This window comes from Acinetobacter sp. YH01009 (assembly GCF_013420765.1).
GTDB classification, from domain to species: domain Bacteria; phylum Pseudomonadota; class Gammaproteobacteria; order Pseudomonadales; family Moraxellaceae; genus Acinetobacter; species Acinetobacter amyesii.
On the sequence record NZ_VOYE01000004.1, the window covers coordinates 82,051 to 105,140 of the forward strand.

At 40.7% G+C, this 23,090-nt stretch carries 25 protein-coding genes; 23 read left to right on the forward strand and 2 right to left on the reverse strand.

The window, feature by feature from the left end; all coding sequences use genetic code 11:
• The first annotated feature begins 9 nt into the window (after positions 1–9).
• From FTT76_RS06110 to pyrF, 18 genes are all read left to right on the forward strand, one after another.
• Entirely contained in the window at positions 10–993 is a 984-nt protein-coding gene (locus FTT76_RS06110) for a DNA polymerase III subunit delta' (protein ID WP_180007337.1), read from the forward strand.
• A gap of 15 nt (positions 994–1,008) precedes the next feature.
• Positions 1,009–1,350: a PilZ domain-containing protein gene (locus FTT76_RS06115; protein ID WP_111885061.1), complete on the forward strand. Its 342-nt coding sequence runs from the start codon at positions 1,009–1,011 to the stop codon at positions 1,348–1,350.
• Between the two features lie 31 nt (positions 1,351–1,381).
• Positions 1,382–2,155, forward strand: a complete 774-nt coding sequence (locus FTT76_RS06120) for a TatD family hydrolase (protein WP_180007336.1) — start codon at positions 1,382–1,384, stop codon at positions 2,153–2,155.
• A 42-nt stretch (positions 2,156–2,197) separates the two neighbouring features.
• Positions 2,198–2,812: a TetR/AcrR family transcriptional regulator gene (locus FTT76_RS06125; protein ID WP_168378896.1), complete on the forward strand. Its 615-nt coding sequence runs from the start codon at positions 2,198–2,200 to the stop codon at positions 2,810–2,812.
• Between the two features lie 9 nt (positions 2,813–2,821).
• Positions 2,822–3,379, forward strand: coding sequence for a type II secretion system protein (locus tag FTT76_RS06130; protein ID WP_168378897.1), 558 nt, complete (start codon positions 2,822–2,824; stop codon positions 3,377–3,379).
• A complete protein-coding gene (gene gspI, locus FTT76_RS06135) occupies positions 3,369–3,761 on the forward strand; it encodes a type II secretion system minor pseudopilin GspI (RefSeq protein WP_078188947.1) in 393 nt (130 codons plus the stop codon). Before FTT76_RS06130 ends, gspI begins: the two co-directional genes overlap by 11 nt.
• Before the next feature lie 46 nt (positions 3,762–3,807).
• A complete protein-coding gene (gspJ, locus tag FTT76_RS06140) occupies positions 3,808–4,437 on the forward strand; it encodes a type II secretion system minor pseudopilin GspJ (RefSeq protein ID WP_180003180.1) in 630 nt (209 codons plus the stop codon).
• 39 nt (positions 4,438–4,476) lie between these two features.
• Positions 4,477–5,424, forward strand: coding sequence for a type II secretion system minor pseudopilin GspK (gene gspK / locus FTT76_RS06145; RefSeq protein ID WP_078193662.1), 948 nt, complete (start codon positions 4,477–4,479; stop codon positions 5,422–5,424).
• 130 nt (positions 5,425–5,554) lie between these two features.
• The gene (locus FTT76_RS06150) at positions 5,555–6,151 is read left to right on the forward strand and encodes a 6-carboxytetrahydropterin synthase (RefSeq protein ID WP_180007335.1); all 597 of its coding nucleotides are present in this window, start codon (positions 5,555–5,557) and stop codon (positions 6,149–6,151) included.
• Positions 6,152–6,187: 36 nt separating this feature from the next.
• Positions 6,188–6,901 (forward strand): uracil-DNA glycosylase, encoded by a 714-nt coding sequence (gene ung, locus FTT76_RS06155; RefSeq protein ID WP_180007388.1) that lies wholly within the window; start codon positions 6,188–6,190, stop codon positions 6,899–6,901.
• On the forward strand, positions 6,898–8,019 hold the full coding sequence (locus tag FTT76_RS06160) for an enoyl-CoA hydratase/isomerase family protein (RefSeq protein ID WP_078188941.1): 1,122 nt from the start codon (positions 6,898–6,900) through the stop codon (positions 8,017–8,019). The genes ung and FTT76_RS06160 overlap by 4 nt, the downstream gene beginning before the upstream one ends.
• A gap of 7 nt (positions 8,020–8,026) precedes the next feature.
• Positions 8,027–8,578 carry a tRNA adenosine(34) deaminase TadA gene (gene tadA, locus FTT76_RS06165; RefSeq protein WP_180007334.1) on the forward strand — a complete coding sequence of 184 codons (552 nt, stop codon included), beginning with the start codon at positions 8,027–8,029 and terminating at the stop codon, positions 8,576–8,578.
• Between the two features lie 26 nt (positions 8,579–8,604).
• Entirely contained in the window at positions 8,605–9,036 is a 432-nt protein-coding gene (locus FTT76_RS06170; RefSeq protein ID WP_078188937.1) for an SRPBCC family protein, read from the forward strand.
• 17 nt (positions 9,037–9,053) lie between these two features.
• Entirely contained in the window at positions 9,054–9,737 is a 684-nt protein-coding gene (gene cmk / locus FTT76_RS06175; RefSeq protein WP_180007333.1) for a (d)CMP kinase, read from the forward strand.
• 107 nt (positions 9,738–9,844) lie between these two features.
• Positions 9,845–11,524, forward strand: coding sequence for a 30S ribosomal protein S1 (rpsA, locus tag FTT76_RS06180; protein WP_078188933.1), 1,680 nt, complete (start codon positions 9,845–9,847; stop codon positions 11,522–11,524).
• Positions 11,525–11,686: 162 nt separating this feature from the next.
• Positions 11,687–11,989 carry an integration host factor subunit beta gene (locus FTT76_RS06185; protein ID WP_067767464.1) on the forward strand — a complete coding sequence of 101 codons (303 nt, stop codon included), beginning with the start codon at positions 11,687–11,689 and terminating at the stop codon, positions 11,987–11,989.
• Between the two features lie 24 nt (positions 11,990–12,013).
• Positions 12,014–12,379 carry a lipopolysaccharide assembly protein LapA domain-containing protein gene (locus tag FTT76_RS06190; RefSeq protein ID WP_078188931.1) on the forward strand — a complete coding sequence of 122 codons (366 nt, stop codon included), beginning with the start codon at positions 12,014–12,016 and terminating at the stop codon, positions 12,377–12,379.
• Between the two features lie 240 nt (positions 12,380–12,619).
• Positions 12,620–13,300, forward strand: coding sequence for an orotidine-5'-phosphate decarboxylase (gene pyrF, locus FTT76_RS06195; protein ID WP_180007332.1), 681 nt, complete (start codon positions 12,620–12,622; stop codon positions 13,298–13,300).
• 80 nt (positions 13,301–13,380) lie between these two features.
• On the opposite strand, the gene FTT76_RS06200 is transcribed toward pyrF, so the two are convergent.
• Positions 13,381–14,289, reverse strand: a complete 909-nt coding sequence (locus tag FTT76_RS06200; RefSeq protein WP_180007331.1) for a lysine exporter LysO family protein — start codon at positions 14,287–14,289, stop codon at positions 13,381–13,383.
• 49 nt (positions 14,290–14,338) lie between these two features.
• Positions 14,339–15,868 (reverse strand): NAD(P)/FAD-dependent oxidoreductase, encoded by a 1,530-nt coding sequence (locus FTT76_RS06205; RefSeq protein ID WP_180190165.1) that lies wholly within the window; start codon positions 15,866–15,868, stop codon positions 14,339–14,341.
• 157 nt (positions 15,869–16,025) lie between these two features.
• Here FTT76_RS06205 and FTT76_RS06210 point away from each other — a divergent pair, with 157 nt between their 5' ends.
• The 5 genes from FTT76_RS06210 (at position 16,026) to FTT76_RS06230 (ending at position 23,077) form a co-directional block, all read left to right on the forward strand.
• Entirely contained in the window at positions 16,026–17,033 is a 1,008-nt protein-coding gene (locus FTT76_RS06210) for an AraC family transcriptional regulator (RefSeq protein ID WP_180007330.1), read from the forward strand.
• A gap of 84 nt (positions 17,034–17,117) precedes the next feature.
• A complete protein-coding gene (gene zapE / locus FTT76_RS06215; RefSeq protein ID WP_180007329.1) occupies positions 17,118–18,269 on the forward strand; it encodes a cell division protein ZapE in 1,152 nt (383 codons plus the stop codon).
• Positions 18,270–18,795: 526 nt separating this feature from the next.
• The gene (locus tag FTT76_RS06220; RefSeq protein ID WP_168378907.1) at positions 18,796–20,958 is read left to right on the forward strand and encodes a malate synthase G; all 2,163 of its coding nucleotides are present in this window, start codon (positions 18,796–18,798) and stop codon (positions 20,956–20,958) included.
• A gap of 88 nt (positions 20,959–21,046) precedes the next feature.
• Positions 21,047–21,523: a hypothetical protein gene (locus FTT76_RS06225; protein ID WP_111885048.1), complete on the forward strand. Its 477-nt coding sequence runs from the start codon at positions 21,047–21,049 to the stop codon at positions 21,521–21,523.
• A 111-nt stretch (positions 21,524–21,634) separates the two neighbouring features.
• Entirely contained in the window at positions 21,635–23,077 is a 1,443-nt protein-coding gene (locus FTT76_RS06230; RefSeq protein WP_180007328.1) for an aldehyde dehydrogenase family protein, read from the forward strand.
• Positions 23,078–23,090 lie beyond the last annotated feature (13 nt).

Sequence of the window (23,090 nt, forward strand, 5' to 3'; positions counted from 1 at the left end):
AAACGATTTATGCAAAATGAAATTGTGGCGCAAGTGTACCCTTGGCAGAAAAATACATGGAATACATTAACCAGCCGTTTTCCACAATTGGGACATGGCGTGCTTTTGTATGGCAAAAAAGGCTGTGGTAAAGAGGCATTTGCAAAACAATTTCTTGCATGGGTGCTGTGTCAAAAACGTGATGAGCGAACTGAGCCGTGTGGTGAGTGCGGGAGTTGCCAGTGGTTAAAGTCAGATACACATCCAAATTTTGTCCATATCAGTACAGATGAAGACAATAAAAAGCAAAACGCCAAAATTAAAATCGAGAAAATTCGTGATTTATTGCCTTTTGTACAGCAAACCGTAGACGGTTGGCGAGTTGTGTTGATTGAGCCTGCTGAAGCATTAAACATTGCATCATCAAATGCATTGCTGAAAACATTGGAAGAGCCGGGCGAGCGGATTGTGATTATGTTATTGGCAGAGCATTATTTGAAATTGCCGGCAACCATTCGCAGTCGAATGCAGCACTATGCATTGGATCGTATTGAACCGGAACAATCACAGCAATATTTACAGCAGCATTTGCCCGATAGTGGTGAAACCCAGCGCAAAGTTCTCATGAACTTAGCTAGTCAAATGCCATTACAAGCGATTTCATTGGCAAGTAGTGAATGGCTAAATATGCGCCAAGAGTTTCTACAAGATTGGCAAAAACTTGTGACACAAAAAAATATGCCGATGGCAATTGCGACCAAGTGGAATAAAGCTCTGAGTTTTAGTGATTTTAGTCAAATGTTTGAATACTTGTTGTCCGATATAATTTGTGTCAAGCTAAATCAATCCATAAAAAATATAGATTTGGATTTTGGGGTGTTGGCAGAGCAATATTCGCTCGAAACACTCTTTGGGATTTATACAGAATTACAGCAGTCTAAGCGGTTCATCGAGCAGAACGTACAGGGGAATCTGGTCGTAGATGAGCTTAGCATCAAACTGATGAATGTTTAATTAAGGGGAAACATCATGCAACCACGTATGGGCGGGATCGTTCACGCTAATATTCCAGATGTGGAAACACTTTTTGCGAGCTACATGCCTTATGTCGTTGGTGGCGGTTTATTTGTGCCATCAAAGCAAGCTGTGAAAATGGGTGATGAGGTTTTCTTATTGGCGACTTTGCCTGAACAAAGTATAAAAATTCCTTTGACAGGAAAAGTGATTTGGATTTCGCAAAAGCAAAATGGCATTAAACCACAAGGCTTTGGAATTCAATTAAGCGGCGAAAAAGGCGTTTATTTCAAAACAGAAGCAGAACGTTTACTTGCAGGGCTTAAATCTGAGGGGCGTAGAAGTTACACTATGTAGTTACAACAGTGAAGACTTGTAGGTACATATTGTGTTTGTAGATACCCATTGCCATTTAACCATGCTTGACTTAAGCCCTTATGAGGGTAATTTAGATCTTGCATTGGATCAGGCTCGTCAAGCCGGGGTCTCAAAATTTATGAGTATCTCGGTTGATCTAGATGACCATATCGAACTTTCAAAAATTGCTTCACGTCATGCCGATGTGGGTTATTCCGTTGGGGTACACCCATGTGAAGATCCTGCAACGATGGCTCGGGCAACAGAAGAATATCTCATTGAATTAGCACAACCTGAAAAGGTTTGGGCGATTGGTGAAACAGGGCTGGATTATTTTCATAGTACAGACTTTATTGCAGAGCAAAAAGAATGCTTTGCCCGCCATATTCACGCATCACAAGCTGTAAAAAAACCAGTGGTTGTTCATACCCGTTCTGCAAAGCATGATACGGTGGATATTATCCGTGCAGAGAAATCTACTCACGGTATTTTGCATTGTTTTACTGAAGATTGGGAAACGGCAAAAGCTGTCTTAGATTGTGGATATTACGTGTCATTTTCAGGCATTGTTTCTTTTAAAAATGTACAAGATTTGCGTGATGTGGCCAAGCAAGTACCACTGGATCGAGTGCTGATTGAAACTGATAGTCCATACCTTGCACCGATGCCCTATAGAGGAAAGTCTAATGAACCAAAATACGTTCCCTATGTAGCCAAAGCCTTAAGTGATGTATATGATAAGTCAATTGAAGAGATGGCTTTCATTACAATGCAAAACTTTGAAAATCTCCTCAATCTTAAGTAAATAATTTGAATTGATATAAGAGTAAGAGAGTATAGGGTGAAGATGGATCGTCAAGCTCAGTTTAGAGCAAGAGAAGCATTAATTTTCCAAGTGGCAGAGCAACTGCTATTGGAAAATGGCGAAGCAGGGATGACACTAGATGCGCTAGCGGCAGAACTCGACTTGGCAAAAGGGACGTTATATAAACATTTCCAAAGTAAAGATGAACTATATATGTTGCTCATTATTCGTAATGAACGCATGTTATTGGAAATGATTAAAGACACCGACAAAGCTTTTCCTGAACACCTTGCTTTCTTTATGTTGCATCACTTACATCACCCAGAACGTACAGTGTTGTTTCACCAAATTGAAGAGCGTTTATCGACAACGGGTGTGGGTATTCAGCACTTGTTTAGTGAACTATATCAAGTGCGCAAACAACGCCTACGATTGATCATTCGTATGACTGAGCGTTACTTGGAGTCGATTCAAAGTAGCATGCCAGTACGTGATTATCTTGCTTCGATTTGGTCACTTACACATGGTGCTGCAGCAATTTTGAACTCTAGTTTTTATCAGCGTTATTTGGGTTCAAGAGACACCTTGCGGGTTGCTTATATTGATCAAGCCTTGGCCTTACCAAAACAAGTGCATGCGGTTGCTCAATTCGCTTAAAGGCTGCTTATGAAAATAGCATCACCATCATCGGTTCGTGGCTTCACCCTCGTAGAATTGATGGTGGTGATTGTGATTATGGGCATCATGGCCTCATTGGTGCTTTTGAATATCGGTGGAACAGATCAACGCAAAGCCATGCAAGCACGCGAAGTGTTTGTGATGGATCTGAAACGAATTTTACGCGATGCAAATGATCAAGCTTTGATATTGGCCTTACAGCAAAACGCTGGAACGGATGTCAACACGCAAAGCTATGCGGTACAAGAATATTTACCAGAACAAAAACGTGTAGAAAATAGTATTTTAAATCAGAATAATAAATGGCAAAACTATAAAGATTTTGAAACCCGAGTATTACCTGAAAATGTCTCTTTTACGATTCAGCCTTTAGATCAGCAGTATGCAAATGCCAATAATGATGATTTGTTAAATACCAATGCACCCAAGTTGATTTGGTTGGGCAATGGTGAGGTAAAGCCTGTGCGTATACAGTTTTATTTTGAAGAACGTCCCATTGGTAATGAAATCGAAATCGATCATTTAGGGAAAGTTAATGCGGGCTAAAGGGTTTACGCTACTTGAAGTCATGGTGGCATTGGCGATTTTTGCGACTGCGGCAATGGCTTTGTCTAATGTTGCGATGCAATATACACAGTCGACAGCACACGCAATTTTAAGAAATAAAGCACAATTTGTCGCGTTGAATGAAATCGCTAAGATGGAAATCAATCGTGAATGGATGACGGGTACTGCATCTAAACAAGTCACTGAACAAGGCGAACAATGGCAAATTGACAAAAAAGCCCAAGCCACCATTAGTCCAAATGTACAACGGATTGATATCCAAGTGAGTTTGATGAATGCTGAAACAGGCGATGTTGAAGCAGGGATTAGCAGTTTGGTGTTCTTTAACTATAAGGCTCCGTTGGATGAAAATAATAACTAGAAAAAAACGTACATCTCAAGATATGCCTGTGCTTGTACAGCAAGGAATGAAGAATCAAGCAGGATTTACCTTAGTTGAGCTTTTGGTTGCGATTGCTATTTTCGCAGTGCTGTCTGCTTTGGGTTGGAAGGTTTTTGATTATGTCTCGAAAGTGAAGGAACGAAACGCAACCCATGAGGCAAGGCTTAGTCAGTTGCAAGATGCCCATCAGCAAATTCTCAGAGACACAGTACAAGCTGTGCCCTTAACTGCCAATATTAATGGAGATATTCAACCAGCGTTAGTATTGCAAAATGGCCGATTTAATTTCAGTAAGACAGGTGTCACTGATCCATTAAATCAGGGCATTGCACCTGACGAGCGAGTGGAATATCAATACAAAGCTGATGAAAAAAAATTGTATCGGCTAAAATTTAAAAATCTCAACCAAACGGGGCATGATCAGCCAGATTCGAGTGTTTTACTGGATAATATTGAACAATATAAAATCACGGTACTCAATCCAAATGAGTTGGACAGTTGGCCAGATTCAGCTGCAGATATGAATAATGAAAAAACCATACAACTGTTACCACGCGGCATTAGGATGCAACTCACAGTCGATGGGACAGACTATGAATGGCTATTCAGTTTGTTAAATACTGATTTTTTATTGGATAAAAATAAGAATGGTTAACGGTCAGGTTGTGGGGTCATTTGAAGTTCGGAGTTGCTTATGAAACAGCAACGCGGCATTGCTTTATTAACCATCCTGATGATGGTGGCTTTGGCAACCATTGTTGCAGCAGGCATCGCAAAACAACAAGCCAATACTTCTGAAAATACCGCCTACGTGATGCGCCAAAATCAATCGATGTTATATGCGAAAAGTGCCGAAGCATTTTTTGCCGAACTTCTGGTAAATGATGCTGAAAATGCAGGGCAGGTGGATCATTTACAAGAAAATTGGGCTCAGCCCATGCCTGCTTTTCCAGTGGAAGGTGGAACTGTTGCAGGTGTGCTCCAAGATGAATCTGGCAAATTTAACCTCAATAGTTTGGTTTCAGAGGAGGGTGTGGTAAATGACAAAGCAAAGTTATGGTTTGAAAAAATATTGCAGCGTGTTGGTTTACCCGCAGAATTAAGTCAAGCTGTGATCGATTGGCAAGATGAAGATGATGAGACCTCTGGCCCGATGGGAGCTGAACTGGCGTACTATCGTGGTTTAAATAATGCGGCACTACCGCCAAATGCAAAATTTCATAGTGTGGAAGAGTTGAAATCAGTCCGTGGTTTTGAAGGTGCTCAATATAAACTGATTGCACCCTATGTGAGTAGCTTGCCCTCGCATGAAACAACGGTAAACATTAATACCGCTCCTGCATTTTTGTTGGCAACCATGGATGATCGTTTAGATGTCAATGCAGTCGAACAAGCTTTGCAACAAAAAGCTGCCAAATTTGAACATTTTGAAAATATCAATGATTTATGGGCAATGGAGCCATTTGCACAGGTGAGCACAGAAAATCGAGAAGTTTTAAACTCACAATTGGGTGTGCAGTCGAACTATTTTAAAGCGCAAATTGAAATTATTTTAAATGAAAGAAAGCGTCAATTTACCAGTGAGTTAGTGCGAAAAGATAAAGATGTATATGTGGCTTTTCGCAGTATGGCACCATTTTAGGTCTTAAAGGTCGCTAAATTTTCATGATGCCTTTTCCCAATTGTGCTGAATAGCAAAATTAATGCCTCTTGTTAGACTTTTGCATTATAATCTCTAAGAACCCATAGATTATTTGATTGCATTACGACACATGTTAATTCGTAAGTTATTTAAGTTTGAAAACGCGCATATCGTGCGTAATTGCACGTCAGACCGTTGCAAACGTTCCATTCATGGACACAGTTATAAAGTCGAACTATTACTTAAAGCGTCGAAACTTGACCATGGACAAATGGTTTACGATTTCGGTTTGCTCAAAGGGGTAATTAAAGACTTATTTGACAGTTTTGATCACGCGATTTGTTTTTGGCAACATGATGATGCCGAGTACATTCGTGCCTGCAAGCAGTTCAGCGCACGTTGGGTTCAACTACCCGTATCGCCTTCAGCAGAACAGTTTTCACGGATCTTCTTTTACTTGGCACAACAAGTTCTAAAATCAACAGAAACTCAAAATGGTGAGGGTGATGTTGAAGTGTATTCTGTGATCGTACATGAGACGGACACAGGCTATGCGCAAAGCTTTTTAGAAGATATCGACAACGCACAAATGGGGCTGTTGCAGTTAGATCAAATCGTCTTTTCCGAACAGGTTCAGTCGGAATGGAACGATCCCCAGATGTATGAAAAATTAAAACAGGGTCAAAAATTTTTAAACCCTGCAGTTGATTTACAAGTTAAAATTTAAGTAAATATTTGGTTTTATTAGGATTAGTTAACAGTGATGTCTTTAACAGAAGAGCAACAAGCAAAACTCGCTAAAGTGCAGCTTGATGCTAGCTGGAAATATGGCCTAAGTGAGTTTCTGCTTAGCCCCCGCATGGATGAGTTAAAAGACTTTCTGCTACAACAAATCAAACAGGATAAAGTGATTTATCCACCGAATCCGCTGATTTTTAATGCCTTAAACACGACGCCTATGGCGAATGTAAAGGTGGTGATTTTAGGCCAAGACCCGTATCATGGGCCAAATCAGGCACATGGCTTGAGTTTTTCGGTACAAAAGGGGGTTGCATTACCACCTTCTTTACGTAATATTTTCCATGAGTTAAATACCGACCTTGGGGTACCTGTGTCAAAACATGGGGACTTAACACGCTGGGCAGAACAAGGTGTTTTGCTTTTAAATGCGGTACTGACTGTTGAGGCTGGGCAACCAACTTCACATCAAAAACGTGGCTGGGAAGATTTTACAGACCATGTGATTGATGTTTTAAATGAGCAACGTGAGCATATTGTCTTTATTTTATGGGGGGCATATGCACAGCGTAAGGGACAACGCATTGACCAAAATAAGCACTTGGTGCTAAAAGCCGCGCATCCATCACCTTTGGCTGCAAACCGCGGTGGTTTTTTTGGTTGTAAGGTGTTCTCAAAAAGTAATAATTATCTTAAACAAAATGGCATTGAGCCAATAGACTGGCAGCTGGACGCATGACTTATTCTCCCGTTTCAAAAAATTATCACCCAGATCTGATTGTTGAAGAAGCGAAAAAGGGCTGGCGCATTGTTCGCCTGAATCGCCCAAAATCGCTTCATGCATTAGATGAATCTATCTGTACAGCGTTGCTTGAAGTCTTTCAGGACTTTCAACACGATGATGCAGTAAAAGCGATTTGGTTAGATTCCACTACGCCGAAAGCATTTTGTGCAGGTGGCGATGTACGCAAATTGCGACAATTGGTGGTCAATGATGAAGTTGAAACGGCGAATAAATTCTTTGAACAAGAATATGCCCTAGATTTGCTGCTGCATAACTATGCAAAGCCGATTTTGGTTTGGGGCGAAGGTTATGTCATGGGAGGTGGTTTAGGTCTATTTATGGCTGCACCTTTCCGTTTGGTGACACCTTATTCACGTTTAGCAATGCCTGAGATTAATATCGGTTTGTATCCAGATGTTGGTGCGACGCGTTTCCTCGCTGACCGTGGTGCCATTGGATTGTTTACTGGGTTAACCGGCTCGATTATGACCGCAGCTGGTGCTTATGGTATCGGCTGGGCAACGCATATTTGTGATGCTCAGCGTGATAATGTACTTGAAACTGTCATTAATATTGATTGGGATCATTATCCAGCGGGCGATTTTCGTGCCATTGATGACACTTTAAATAGTATGCATCGTCCTGTGGGGCCGGGGCCATTACAAAACTCGTTAGATGTGATTCAAAGTGTGTGCCGTGGGCATAATTTTGAACATGACTATGAATCAATTATTGGTTTAAGTGATGCGCGCAGTGATTGGTTACGCCAAGCCAGTGAAAATCTACAAAAAGGTTCACCTGCAACCGCCGCATTAACATGGTTGTTGTGGCAGTGGGGCAAGCAAGTGCATTCTTGGAATGAAGTGTTTGAACTGGAAACCCAAATTTCGGATTGGAAAATTCGTCATGCGGACTTTGTGGAAGGTGTGCGCGCCCGCCTAGTCGATAAAGACCTGTCTCCAGAATGGAAAAAAGGTACAGATCTTTCCCTCAAAGGAATTCTGGCTGATGAGCCTCCTGTAACCAATATTGACAGTTGGAATGCGCTGTTAAGACAGTATGGTGTAATTTAATTAATTGATGTCTGAACCAAACTTATATAGTGATGAACATTGGATGCAGCTGGCTTTCGAGCAGGCTGCACAAGCTGCAGAATTGCAAGAAATTCCTGTAGGCGCAGTCATTGTGAGTCAAAATCAAGTCATAGGTGCAGGGTTTAATGCGCCGATTTCTCTGAAAGATCCCACCGCACATGCGGAAGTACAAGCTTTGCGTCAAGCTTGTTTAAATATCGATAATTACCGTTTACCTGATGATGCAACTTTATATGTGACCTTGGAGCCTTGCACAATGTGTGTGGGTGCTTTGGTCCATTCAAGAATTAAACGCGTGGTATTTGCGACGACTGAGCCTAAAGCAGGTTCTTTAGTGAGTTCGCGTCAATTGTTAAATTCAGGCTACTATAACCATATCTTTGAGTTTGAGCATGGTTGCCTGCAAGCGCAATGCTCCCAACAATTAAGTGATTTTTTTAAAATGCGTCGTGAACAAAAACGACTGATGAAGTTACAGGAAAAAGCCACTTTGACTGAACTTCATTTAAAAAATCAAGTAAACTCTACTGACAATTAATATTGTCAAATAAAATAGGGTACACCATGAAATCCATTCAAGTAAAAAAAGAATTTAATGCACCGGTCGAGCAAGTTTTTGACTTACTTTCAAAACATTCGACCTATAACGTGGCTTTTGCACCGATTCAAGTGGTGCGCGTCAAAGATTCTGCAGATCCTGAACGTCCTGATGGTGTGGGTTCTGTACGTCGTATGGGCTTTGGGCCAGTGAAGCCGTTACAAGAGCAAATTACCTTGCTTGAGCCAAACCAACGCATTGAATATAAGATTATTAAAAACCCACTGGTGAAACATCATTTGGGTGTGATTCAATTCGAAGCGATTGATGCTGCGCGTACTTTAGTCACTTATACGATTGAATTACAGGCGCGTGCGCCATTCGTTAGTCAATTAATCCTTGCGCAACTGAAGTCAGCGATTAAAATTGGTTTTTCAAAACTTGCAAAAACCGTATAAACAAAAGTGGAAGAGCAATGACAGTTCAAATCATTACAATTGATGGCCCAAGTGGCTCAGGTAAAGGAACATTGGCAGCAAAAATTGCGGCACATTATCAGTTCCACTTACTCGACTCAGGTGCGTTATATCGTCTGTTGGGATTGTCATTGCATAAGCAAGACTTAATTGATGCATTAGACTCAAAGCTCGATGAATGCGTAAAAATTGCAACAAATTTAGACATACAATTTGTGACAAATGAAGCAGGTGTTTCGGTGCTTTTAGATGGTGAAGATGTCTCAAAAGTTATCCGTACTGAGAGAGTCGGAGAGTTTGCCTCAAAAGTTGCTGCAATTCCTACACTTAGAACTGCGCTTTTAGAACGTCAGCATGCCTTTGCCCAAGCACCTGGTTTGGTTGCAGATGGCCGTGATATGGCAACCACGATTTTCCCACAAGCTCAAGCGAAGATTTATTTGACAGCTTCCGCACAGTCACGTGCTGAGCGCCGTGTAAATCAGTTGCAGGCTATGGGCGTGGATGTTAAAATAAACGACATTTTAGCTAATATCGAAGCGCGTGATAAGCGAGATATGGAACGCACAGTCGCTCCACTCAAGCCTGCGCCAGATGCCTATTTTATTGATAGTTCAACTTTGAGTATTGATGAAGTATTCACGCTGATGACGAATTACATCGATCAGCAATTAGCAAACTAAAGAATTTTCAGCAGAAGCATAGCTTGATCAGTCTTATACGGACTATGTAGACGCTTAATTAAACCGGCCTTGTCTGATCCAAGACCGCTGACTTTACTAGGTATATCATGACCGAATCTTTTGCAGCCCTCTTTGAAGAAAGCGAATTAAACCTCAACGTTGAAAAGGGTGCTGTCATCCAAGGCGTTGTAGTAAACATCGATTCTGACTGGGTAACAGTTGACACTGGCCTTAAATCAGAAGGTATTGTTGACCGCGCTGAATTCTTAAATGAACAACGTGAACTTGAAGTTCAAGTTGGCGACACTGTTGACGTAGTTGTTGAAGCTCTTGACAACGGTATGGGTCAAACAGTTTTATCACGTGAAAAAGCTAAACGTGCTGAAACTTGGACTAAACTTGAAAAAATCTTTGAAGACGGCGAAATCGTTACTGGTGTTATCTCTGGTAAGGTTAAAGGCGGTTTCACTGTTGACATCGGTCCAGTTCGTGCGTTCCTTCCAGGTTCTTTAGTTGATACTCGTCCTATTCGTGATACTACTCACTTAGAAGGTAAAGAGTTAGAATTTAAAGTAATCAAACTTGATGCTAAACGTAACAACGTTGTTGTATCTCGTCGTGCTGTTATGGAAGCTGAATCTTCAGCTGACCGTGAAGCTCTTCTTGCTCAGCTTGAAGAAGGTCAAACAGTTACTGGTACTATCAAAAATCTTACTGACTACGGCGCGTTCGTTGACCTTGGCGGTATTGATGGTCTTCTTCACATCACTGACATGGCTTGGAAACGTATCAAGCACCCTTCAGAAGTTGTTGAAGTTGGTCAAGAAGTTACTGTTAAAGTACTTAAATTCGACCGCGAACGTAACCGCGTATCTTTAGGCCTTAAACAATTAGGCGAAGATCCATGGTTAGCGATCATGAACCGTTACCCTAAAGGTTCTATCGTTAAAGCTCGTGTAACTAACTTAACTGACTACGGTTGCTTCGCTGAAATCGCTGAAGGCGTTGAAGGCTTAGTACACGTTTCAGAAATGGACCACACTAACAAAAACATCCACCCATCTAAAGTTGTTCAGATCGGTGACGAAGTTGACGTTATGGTTCTTGAAGTTGATGAAGAGCGTCGTCGTATTTCTCTTGGTATCAAACAAACTCGTGCTAACCCATGGGAAGAGTTTGCTAAAGAACACGACAAAGGTGAAAAAGTTTCAGGTACGATCAAGTCAATCACTGACTTCGGTATCTTCATCGGTTTACCAGGCGGTATCGATGGTCTAGTTCACTTGTCTGACATTTCTTGGAACGAACAAGGCGAAGAAGCTATCCGTCGTTACAAGAAAGGTGACACAGTTGAAGCGGTTATCCTTTCAGTAGACGCTGAAGGCAACCGTATCAGCCTTGGCATCAAACAAATGAACAGCGATCCGTTCAACGATTTCTTAGCTGCTAACGAACGCGGTGCGCTTGTTAAAGGTACTGTAACTGCAGTTGACGCTAAAGGCGCTACTGTTAAGTTAGCTGACGAAGTTGAAGCGACTCTTAAAGCATCTGAAATCAACCGCGACCGCGTTGAAGATGCAACTAAGTTCCTTGAAGTTGGTCAAGAAGTTGAAGCTAAAATCATCAACGTAGACCGCAAATCACGTTCTATCAACTTGTCTATCAAAGCGAAAGACGAAGCTGAAGAAAAAGAAGCAGTAGCTAACTTGAACAAGACAGCTACAGCAACTTCAGACAATGGTCCTAAGACTATTGGTGATTTGATCAAAGCTCAAATGAACCACTAAGTAAGTGTTTGAATTGTATTGTTAATGTAAATTAATTAATATATTTTACACAATTACTGTAACGGTAGCGTAGTAAGTGATTATTACGCTACCGTTTTGTATTTAAACAGGTTATTATCAGGAAACTGATCCTAGGTAGCTTGATAATTAAAGAGGTCGCAGATGACTACTGAAGCACTTAATAAGTCTGACTTAATAGAGCGTATTTCTCTTAAAAACCCACACTTAGCTGAACCCTTAGTGGAAGAGGCCGTTAAGATAATGATCGATCAAATGATCGAAGCTTTGTCTACAGACAACCGAATAGAAATCCGTGGTTTTGGTAGTTTTGCATTACATCACCGTGAACCACGTGTGGGTCGTAACCCAAAAACAGGTAAATCAGTTGAAGTGGCAGCAAAAGCTGTACCGCACTTTAAACCTGGTAAAGCTTTACGTGATGCGGTAAACGAATCTGCAAACTAATTCAAAACATTGTTAGGGGTGTTTATGCGTTACGTATTGGTCGTAATTCTACTGGTCCTATTTGGATACTCATTGGCTTTGGTTCTACAAAACGGAACTGAACTTTCGGTCGATTTGTTGTTTACACAAGTGCCTGCAATGCGTTTAGGGCTTTTATTGCTATTAACCTTGTCATTAGGTTTGGTGTTAGGTCTTTTATTGGCAGTGCAAGTATTTCGAGTATTTCAAAATAACTGGGAAATTAAACGTCTACGTAAAGATATTGACCGCCTACGTAAAGAGCAAATTCAAACTGCTCAACTGGCTGCTGCTGAAGCGGCTGCACATACGCGTCATGAAAAGACAGTTTTAGATATTGATGCGAATGAGCGTCCTTCTAACCCGTTATAATTGGGTTTTAGAAGTAAATTAACTACTTTTATGAGTAGATTTAAATTTTATATTTAACACTCCGGTGGATCATCGGGGTGTTTTTTTATGGGCTGAAAAAATAAAACGCTTATCTCAAATAAAATAATGAGATAGCTCAATTCAAATTAATCATTTCAAATGACATGAGTTTTATGACTTTCTGATCAAGTTGAATCCATCTATAATGCACTAATTTTGTCAAAATGAAGGGTAAGTCTCTTGAGTATCATCGTTGCACTAGATGCTAAAAGCCAATATGACGCACTTACAATTGCAGAGCAGTTAGATCCTGCATTATGTCGAGTTAAGGTTGGTAAAGAGTTATTTACCCATGAGGGTCCAAGTGTCGTTAAGGCATTGCATGATAAAGGTTTTGAAGTATTTCTAGATCTAAAATTCCACGATATTCCAAACACTACAGCGCAAGCAGTTTGTGCAGCTGCGGATATGGGTGTGTGGATGGTGAATGTTCATGCTTCAGGTGGTCGTAAAATGATGGAAACCTGTGTTGAGCGTTTAAAGACGGGTAACTATAACACTCAGCTGATTGCAGTAACGGTATTAACCTCGATGGGCCGTGAAGATCTTGCGGATTTAGGTTTAGATGTTGAACCCTTTGAACATGTGAAACGTCTTGCGACTTTAACGAAAGAAAGTGGTTTAGATGGTGTAGTGTGTTCGGCACAAGAAGCAAAAATGCTGCGTGAAACTTTGGGTGCTGACTTTGCTTTAGTGACACCGGGTATCCGTCCAGCAGGTTCTGCTGCTGATGATCAAAAACGAATTGTGACACCTAAACAAGCCATGCTTGATGGTTCTACACATTTGGTGATTGGTCGTCCGATTACCAAATCGGACAATATGCGTCAGACTTTAAAAGATATTTTGGCGACTTTGTAAGAATCCCACCCGACCTCCCTTTGAAAAAGGGAGGAGAAAGTCCCTCTTTTTTAAAGAGGGATTTAGGGAGATTAAAATCGTTAAAGCACCGCCAATATACTCACCAATATAGGTGCAAGTACAGAAAGGATAAAGCCGCTGACCATGGCATGTGGAATAAAATCATTCCCACAGGCTTGTTTGACCATAGGTAGGGTGACATCCATAGCTGTTGCGCCCGCAGATGAAATTGCAGAGCGTGGGTAACGCCAGCCAATAATATACATAAACACAATCGCAAAGATTTCTCTGAATAAATCATTCATCAACGCAATACTACCTAGATGCGCATTTTTTAATTCAGTTACGACGATACCTGTCATCGAATAGAAACCATAGCCTTGTGACAGCATAATCAAATCTTTCAAGCTGATTTGTGGCAATAGATAGGCAGCAGCAAAAGCGCCCAAAAGTGAACCGACGATACAACCGAGTGGAACAAGTAGAATTTTCCAATTTAACCAAGAGCGATCGAGCGGTGAGTAGGCGAGATCAAGCCCAATCAGAAACATGAAGACTAAAAGTAGATCCCAAGTACTAATATGTGGCTGAAGACTAAAATGTGCTGCCATTTCGGCAAAAGCATAACCTAAACCTAATGCAATAAAAGCATAGCTAATATTGATGAGTGAGCTTGTCACTAACTGCATGGACACTTTGCCATGACTGGGTTTATAGCCTAAAAGCTTAAATAAAATATAGCAGCAAATAAAAGCACCCACTGAGGTCAATAGTGCAATAAGTACTGATGAAGAAAGGATTTGCAGAGGTGCTGGAATAGTGTGTAATGTTTCAGAAAATTCGATCGCAATCGCAAATAACAAAATATAAGTAAAATACGGCAGCAGTTTAAAGGCGATTTTTTCAAGCCAAGTGGGTAGGCGACGTGCAAGAATAAAACCAAGCCCTAAACAGGCCAAGAGCTGGAAAATCAGCCAGAAAGATTGCATACAAAAATAGGCAGATAATGAATACCTGCCTATTATGACCTGTTATTGCTTAAGCTGCATGACTAGATTTTGTTTTACTGAGGAGTCGAAAATCGGCTGGATTTATTTTTCGAGTAGCGAGCCAATATTTCCATGTATAAGTCGGCCAAAGTGCAAAATTTTTACCGCCATTTTGTTGATACCAACTCACACAGCCTGATTGCCAAACTGTTCCATCAAGCATGTCTTGTACATGAGTGTTAAATTGATCTTGCACCTGATCTTTGACGGCGATGGCTTGAACATTAGATTTTGAAACCAATTGCATCATTTGTAAGATGTAATCGACTTGTGCCTCAATCATAAATACCACTGAATTATGGGCAAGCATAGTATTGGGGCCTAATAATTGGAACAGGTTTGGAAAGCCTTTGGTGCAAATGCCATAAAAGCTTTCTGCGCCAGCTTGCCAAACTTGTTTGAGTTCTTGAGCATTTTCACCAATACATTCAAATGATTTTAAATAAATTCTTGGATCGGTAATAAAGCCTGTGCCATAGATCAGACAATCGATTTCACGGGATTTTCCATCTTTGGTAATAATGGCATTTTCAGTGATTTCTTGTATTGCATCACTGACCAATTCCACATTCGGTCGATTAAACGTTGGAAAGTATTTATTAGAAATTAAAATGCGTTTACAGCCCATGATGTAGTTTGGGGTTAGTTTCTTGGCAAGTTCAGCATCTTTCGCTTGATACTTAATATATAGTTCTGCCAGTTTTTGCGCATATTTCATGGTGGTTGGTTTAACAATTGGCACGACACGTGATTCGTTGGTCCAATACAGGCGAGCACGGTGAATTTTTCGAAACCAATCATATTTTTTAAATAGTGATTTTTCTAAACCATGATAACTACGCTCATCTCGTGGAATGACCCAAGCCGCTGTACGCTGAAAAACATACAGTTGCTTTGTTTGTGGTGCGATTTCAGGAATGTATTGGATGGCACTGCCGCCTGTACCAATAGATGCGACTTTTTTACCTTCTAATGGATATTGATGATCCCATTGCGAAGAATGGAACACTTTACCCTTAAATTTTTCAATGCCTGGAATATGTGGAATTTGTGGGACATGTAACGGGCCAGATGCAAAAATCACATATTGAGCGGTAATTTTAACGCCATCTTTGAGTTCTAAATGCCAGTCACAGGTTGATTCATTGTATTGGCTTGAAAGCACTTCACTGTTAAAGCGACAGAATTGTTTTAAATTATATTCACGGGTGACGTGTTGGATATAATCAAATATTTCCGGCGCTTCGGCGTAACGCTTTGACCAATCTGTTTTGGGTGCAAAAGAAAGTGAATACATATGTGATTGCACATCGCAGGCAGCGCCAGGGTAGCGGTTTTCACGCCAGGTGCCACCAAAATCATTGGCTTTTTCGAGGATTAGAAAATTTTGATTACCTTGTTGTAAAAGTCGTATCGCCATAGCAATGCCACCAAAACCGCCGCCGATGATGGCGATTTGCGTATGAATTTCCGAATTGGCTTTTGGGGTTTGCACTGTTTTTGTTTGCGCTTCCTGCATCATTTTTTTAATTCCAAGCGAGATTACAAACTAAGCATACTTGAGTTCATGATCAGAACAATATGATTGAGATGACAGAAAAATTGATCGAAACGGCAATGTTCATAATTGCAAATTTGTAGTAAAAAAGAAGAAATTTAATGTCATTTTACGATTTATGAAACGATCCATTCTAAGCCTGATGTATCTTGTACAAGGAATGCGTAAAGCAGGCGTAGATGTCGATCAACGTTTGCAAACTATCGGGCTGCGTGTCGATGCACTCGATCCTACTTCGGTGATTCATCCGAGTTTGGAGTGGGATGTACTGAAAGTCATTGGTAAAGATGTAGAACCTGAGCAAGGGTTATTTATTGGTCAGCATTATACATTGGCGGGTTATGGCCCGTTGCTGATGTTATTGGTCACCAGTGATACTTTACGCCAAGCTTTAAATCAGGGAATTCGCTTTCAACAGTTGACGCATCTAACTGGGCGTTTGAGTTTGCAAATCAGTCAGCATAAAGTGGCCTTATGTTATCAACCACAAGATGTGTATGCGACACTGGGTGCATTATTGGCGCATTCAGAGATTTCAGGAACTTATAAATTCATCCGTGATCTGTACAAAATGATGGGGCTATCTACGCCACAAGTTCAAATTGATTTGCCATTTGCTGAACCCAAAGATCCCGAAAAATTAAAAATGTTTACTGATTATTATGGCTCTCAAGTTCGCTTTGGTGCGCCATTTGCAGCATTTTGGTTTGATGAAGATGTTTTAGATATTCGTATTCCATCCGCCGATATTATTACTTTTCGATTATATGAGTCGAAATGTATCGCAGAGTTAGAACGTTTAAGTGCCGATGAAGATGCACCATCATTGGTTCAACGTGTGCAAGATTATTTGGAATTACAAAGTGGTGCGATGCCAAGTATGGCAGCAACTGCTCAAGCATTGAATTTGCCAGAAAGAACTTTGCGTCATCAATTGCAACAGTTAAATACCAGTTATAAGCAAATTCGTGAAGATATTATTAAAGATAAAGCACTCCGTATGATTGAATATAATGAATATTCAATTGAAATGATTGCAGAATTGCTCGGCTATTCAGAACCTGCGGCGTTTAATCATGCGTTTAAACGTTGGTTTGGGCATAGTCCGAGACAATATAATAAATAGCCAATGCGCTTTACTGCCAAAGTGTTATATCTTCGAGTTTATTCTTCGTTATAATTCATTTAGCCCAAAAAAGTATTTAATGATATGTCAGATTTTCAGTCACCACACAACACCGCATTTACTCCGATTTCACCGGCTGAGCGTTATGCTCAAGCCTTAGCATCTGGTCAGTTTTTACCAGATCAGGAACAGGCGCAAGCGGTGCATGAGTTGGATCGAGTTTGGCAAGAATTAATCCAACGTTTTAAGGCTTCTAAAAAAGCGTTTCGTCGTTTCCGTCGTCAAACTGCACCGAAAGGGGTGTATATGTGGGGCGGTGTAGGACGTGGTAAAACGTGGCTGATGGATCAGTTTTATGATTCTGTGCCATTTCGACGCAAAACACGTATGCATTTCCATCACTTTATGCAGTACGTACACCGTGAATTAAATAAGCTTTCAGGTCAGCGTAATCCACTAGACCTTGTTGCCGACCAAATTTATAAAGAAGCAGTCGTGATCTGCTTTGATGAATTCTTTGTATCCAATGTCACGGATGCAATGATTTTGAGTGATCTATTCCAAAAATTATTTACGCGTGGGATCACCCTTGTTGCAACATCTAACATCGCACCAGATGGTTTATATAAAAACGGGATCCACCGTGACCGTTTTATCCCAACCATCGAAATGGTAAAAAAGAACTGTGTGATTTTAAATGTAGACTCAGGCGTAGACTATCGTTTACGTGTATTGAAACAAGCGCAGTTGTTTAAGTCGCCTTTAACACATGAACATAAGTTGTGGATGGCACAGCGTTTTACAGCATTAACGCAAACCCAAACGGTTTCACAAGAGCCAATTATTATTAATCAGCGTATTGTAGAAACCATTGGTCATACGGAAGATGTGCTGTGGTGTGAATATTCTGAGCTTTGCCTAAAACCACGTAGCCCAGCGGACTTTATTGAAATTGCCAATATTTATAATACAGTCTTGGTGAGTAATGTGCCGCACATGACCGATTATTTGTCTGAAGGGACACGTCGTTTTATCTACTTGGTTGATGAATTTTATGACCGTGGGGTGAAGTTGTTGCTTACTTCAGAAGATACGATTATTGAATTATATCAAGGTGAAAAATTGGCATTTGAAATTGAGCGTACACGTTCGCGCTTATTGGAAATGCAATCTGATGATTATCTACATACCTCTCACCGCCAAATCAATGTAACAGAATCTACAGCAGAAAATTAAGCGTTTTTGTTGGAATAAAAAAAGAACGTCTTAATGGCGTTCTTTTTTTTTGATTTTTTGTTTTAGATAACATGTATAAATTAAGAAAAGCTGTGGAACGAACAATAGAAGTTAAAGCCAAGTCTCAAGATAAAAGCATCATTTAATAAGAAGCTAGACTGAATAATAATTCATCGATAAAAGCGTTAAATTTAAACTGATTGGTTGAAGTTGTAGCATCGACATTGGCAGCATTTCATGGCTTAATCGAGTGAGTTTGTTTGAGGCTTGGGTCTATTTGTTCAGTTTTAGAACAAAATTCTGCACTTAAGTCTAATTTCGACATTTCAAAAACTTTATACACTGTAAAAAGGTATTCAGGCTGATGATGACGTCGTATTTCTGATCTTTATTATGTTGAATGATGAGGGTATTTCATTACATAGAAAATGATCATTATTTAGGAATGTGATAGTACTATTCAGCAAAGTATAAATGGGTATACTAGAATCTCTTGTTATAAAAAATAGCAATATCAGGAAAGACAATGACTGCACGTATTCAAAAAGGCAAGTTAGCGATTGCTAAAGAACTTTACGATTTCATCGAAAATGAAGCACTACCGGGTTCAGGTTTAGACAGTGAAACTTACTGGAAAAACTTTGAACAAGTCGTTGTCGATCTTAGCCCAAAGAATAAAGCACTATTGGCTAAGCGTGACGACATTCAAGCTAAAATTGATGAATGGCACCGCAACAACAAATTTGAACTCGAAGCTTACAAAGCTTTCCTTACTGAAATTGGCTACTTATTACCAGAAGTAGAAGATTTCCAAATCAGCACAGAAAATGTAGACGAAGAAATCGCATTATTGGCTGGTGCGCAATTGGTAGTACCTGTGCGTAATGCACGTTACTGCTTAAACGCTGCGAACGCACGTTGGGGTTCACTCTACGATGCTCTTTACGGTTTTGACGTGATCTCTGAAGAAGGCGGCGCGGAAAAAGGTAAGGGCTATAACCCAGCTCGTGGCGCAAAAGTTATCGAATTTGCTAAAAACTTCTTAAATGAAACTTTCCCGTTAGCAAATGGTTCGCATGCAGATGCAACTAAATATGCGGTAGAAGGCAAAAAGTTAGTTGTAAGCCTAAAAGATGGCTCAACTGCAACTTTAGCGAAAGAAGCTCAGTTTGTTGGTTTTAATGGTGACGAAGCTGCACCAACTGAAATCGTACTTTTAAACAATGGTTTACATGTAATCATTGAAGTTGATGCGACGAGCCCAATTGGTTCAACAGATGCTGCTGGCGTGAAAGACTTAGTTCTTGAAGCTGCGGTAACGACAATTCAAGACTTGGAAGACTCAATTGCAGCAGTTGATGCTGAAGAGAAAGTTGAAGGCTACCGTAACTGGTTAGGCTTAATGAAAGGTACGCTTTCTGAATCTATCGAGAAAAATGGTAAAACCGTTACTCGTACATTGAACAAAGACCGTACGCACAAAAACTTGATCGGTGGTGAAACTACGCTTCACGGTCGTTCATTGATGTTGCTTCGTAACGTAGGTCATTTGATGACAAACCCAGCGATCCTTGTAGATGGTGCTGAAATCTACGAAGGCATCATGGATGCATTGATCACACCGTTATTGACGTTTGCAGACATCAAAGGCGAAAACGAAAACAAGAACTCTCGTAAAGGTTCTATGTACATCGTTAAACCAAAAATGCACGGTCCAGAAGAAGTTGCATTTGCAGTTGAATTATTTGAGCGTGCTGAACAAGCGCTTGGTCTACCTGCGAAGACTTTGAAAATCGGTATCATGGACGAAGAACGTCGTACTTCTGTGAACTTGAAAAACTGTATCGCGCAAGCGAAAGATCGTACGATCTTTATTAATACAGGTTTCATGGACCGTACGGGTGATGAAATCCATACTTTCATGGAAGCAGGTCCATTCGTTCGTAAAGGCGAAGTGAAGTCTCAAATCTGGTTCCCAGCGTATGAAAACCGTAACGTGATGATCGGTCTACAAGCAGGCTTACGTGGTAAAGCGCAAATCGGTAAAGGCATGTGGCCAAAACCAGATATGTTGCTTGATATGTACAAAACTAAGATTGAGCATCCAGAAGCTGGCGCAAGCTGTGCATGGGTTCCGTCTCCATCTGGCGCTGTAATTCACGCGATTCACTATCATCAGTGCAATGTTTCTGAACGTCAAAAAGAGTTGTTGAATACTCAACCGCTATCTTTAGATGACTTGTTAACACCGCCTTTAGCGACAGATACAAACTGGTCTGAAGAAGAGAAAACCAAAGAACTCGAAAATAACCTTCAAGGTATCTTGGGTTATGTGGTTCGTTGGGTTGATTTGGGTGTAGGTTGTTCAAAAGTTCTAGACATCAACAACGTTGGTTTGATGGAAGACCGTGCAACTTTACGTATTTCTTCTCAACACGTTGCGAACTGGTTACGTCACGGTATCGTAACTGCTGAGCAAGTTGAAGAAGTATTTAAGCGCATGGCGAAAGTTGTAGATGAGCAAAATGCCAACGATCCACTTTACACACCAATGGCACCAAGCTTTGATGGTTATGCATACAAAGCTGCTTATGATTTAGTATTCAAAGGTGGCGAGCAGCCTTCTGGTTATACAGAGCCGCTTCTTCATGCTTACCGTTTAAAATTAAAAGGTTATACAGGTGACTAATCTGTAAATCAAAAAAAGCCTCTTCGGAGGCTTTTTTTATTGCTTGAGAAATTTAGAATGTCGACATAAAAAATGAAAAGGAAACTCCATGTATTTATGGAATGTAAATCGGTTGGTGGATGATATAAGACTGAATAAAGTCTCTGAAACCCATTATAAAAACTACTATATTGCCAGCTCAATATTGATTTTCTTTAGCTACTTAGCACTGACGTTAACCCCAGAATCCAAACCTACAGAAGCTTGGGCTTCGTTTGTTTTACAAGTTGGTCTGCTGATTAGCTGGGTGAATGCCATATTTAAAGCCAATGGCGGCGAGCAAGGCCGAGATTTTTTAAAGCGCTTTATTGCATTGTATTTGCCCGTAACGATTCAGAGTTTAGTCCTCTTTATCTTGATCGCTGTTGTTGTCGAAGGGCTGTTACCTATGTTGACCCTAAACATGGAGGAGGCTGCGCTTGAGCAACTCACCACAGTTAAAGATCTAAGTTTTGAAGTCATCATTAGCTGTTATATTTATTGGCGAATCTATAAAGCGATGCGGCAGATTCATCAGCCTGTTTAAAGTATAAGGTTGCAAAAGAAATTAATTATAAAGTTTTATCCTGTTTTTCTCATAGCTTTTCGATGCTGAAGTCTTTACATTGGGATGAATGATAAAAATAGGATGGAAACGATGTCAGCTTATACCGCATTAGATTTGCAATATATTGGTGGGCAATGGCGAGCAGGGACGTCAACCCGCCACATCAAAAATATCAATCCTTTTAGCCAAGCAGAGATTTTTGAATTGCAGGCAGCCAGCAGTGTCGATGTAGACAGTGCTTATAGTGCGGCAGAAGCTGCCTTTAAATTAGAAATGACCAAGTCTATTAAAGTACGTCAGCAAGTTATCAACAAATTAGCTCAAACCATTCAGCAACGCAGAGAAGAAATTATTCAATGGCTGATAGATGAATCTGGGAGTACACGTTTAAAAGCCAATATTGAAGTTGATGCTGCGCTCGGCATTATCCAAGAATCGTTGTGTTTTCCTGAAAAAATGCAAACTATGAAGCTAGAGAGTAAAGACCCTAGCCGCAAGAGTTTTGTACTGCGCAAACCCTTGGGAGTCATAGCAGTGATTAGCCCTTGGAATTTTCCATTTCATTTGTCGATGCGTTCTGTGGTGACTGCGATTGCTTGCGGCAATAGTGTGGTGCTGAAGCCTGCAAGTGACACGCCAGTCACAGGTGGAACGTTGCTCGGAAAGTTATTTGAAGAAGCGGGTTTACCGCATGGTGTGTTAAATGTCGTTGCAGGCAGCGGCAGTGAAATTGGCGACTATTTTGTAGAGCATCCTGTACCTAAATTGATTTCATTTACAGGTTCAACTGAAGTGGGTCAACAGGTGGGGGTGAAAGCGCTAGGAAGTTCACGGATTAAGCGTTTAGCGCTGGAACTTGGCGGCAATGCGCCTTTGGCCATTTTAGATGATGCAGATTTAAATTTAGCCGTTGAACTGACCGTGATGGGGCGTTTTTTGCATCAAGGACAAATTTGCATGAGTACCAATCGAGTGATTGTGGATGAATCCTTGCACGATGCTTATGTTGAAAAATTAATTAAACGGGTAAAAAGCATTGTGGTCGGTGATCCGAATGATGCTGAAACCCTGATAGGGCCCATTATCAATAAGTCGCAAATCGATAAATTAAAAACTATTATTCAAAATGCCATTCAGCAAGATGCAATTTTAGCCTACGCGGGGGGTATTGAAGGTCAATTGGTTGCACCGCATATTTTCACCCATGTGGATGCACACGCTGATATTGCATTGGAAGAAAGCTTTGGGCCAATCTTGCCGATTTTAAAAGCGCGAGATGAAGCACATGCACTAGAATTGGCGAATTCAACCCGATTTGGTTTATCGAGTGCGGTATGTACGTCAAACTTAGCGCGCGGCGGAGAGTTTGCTGCCAAACTCGATATAGGCATGACGCATATCAATGGCATCAGTGTGGCGGATCATTCTAATGCACCCTTTGGTGGTGAACGTAATTCAGGCCTTGGCCGTTTTAATGGTGAGTGGATATTTGAGGAATTTACCCGCACCCATTGGCAGACTTTCCCCGCTTAAAATACACAAAATG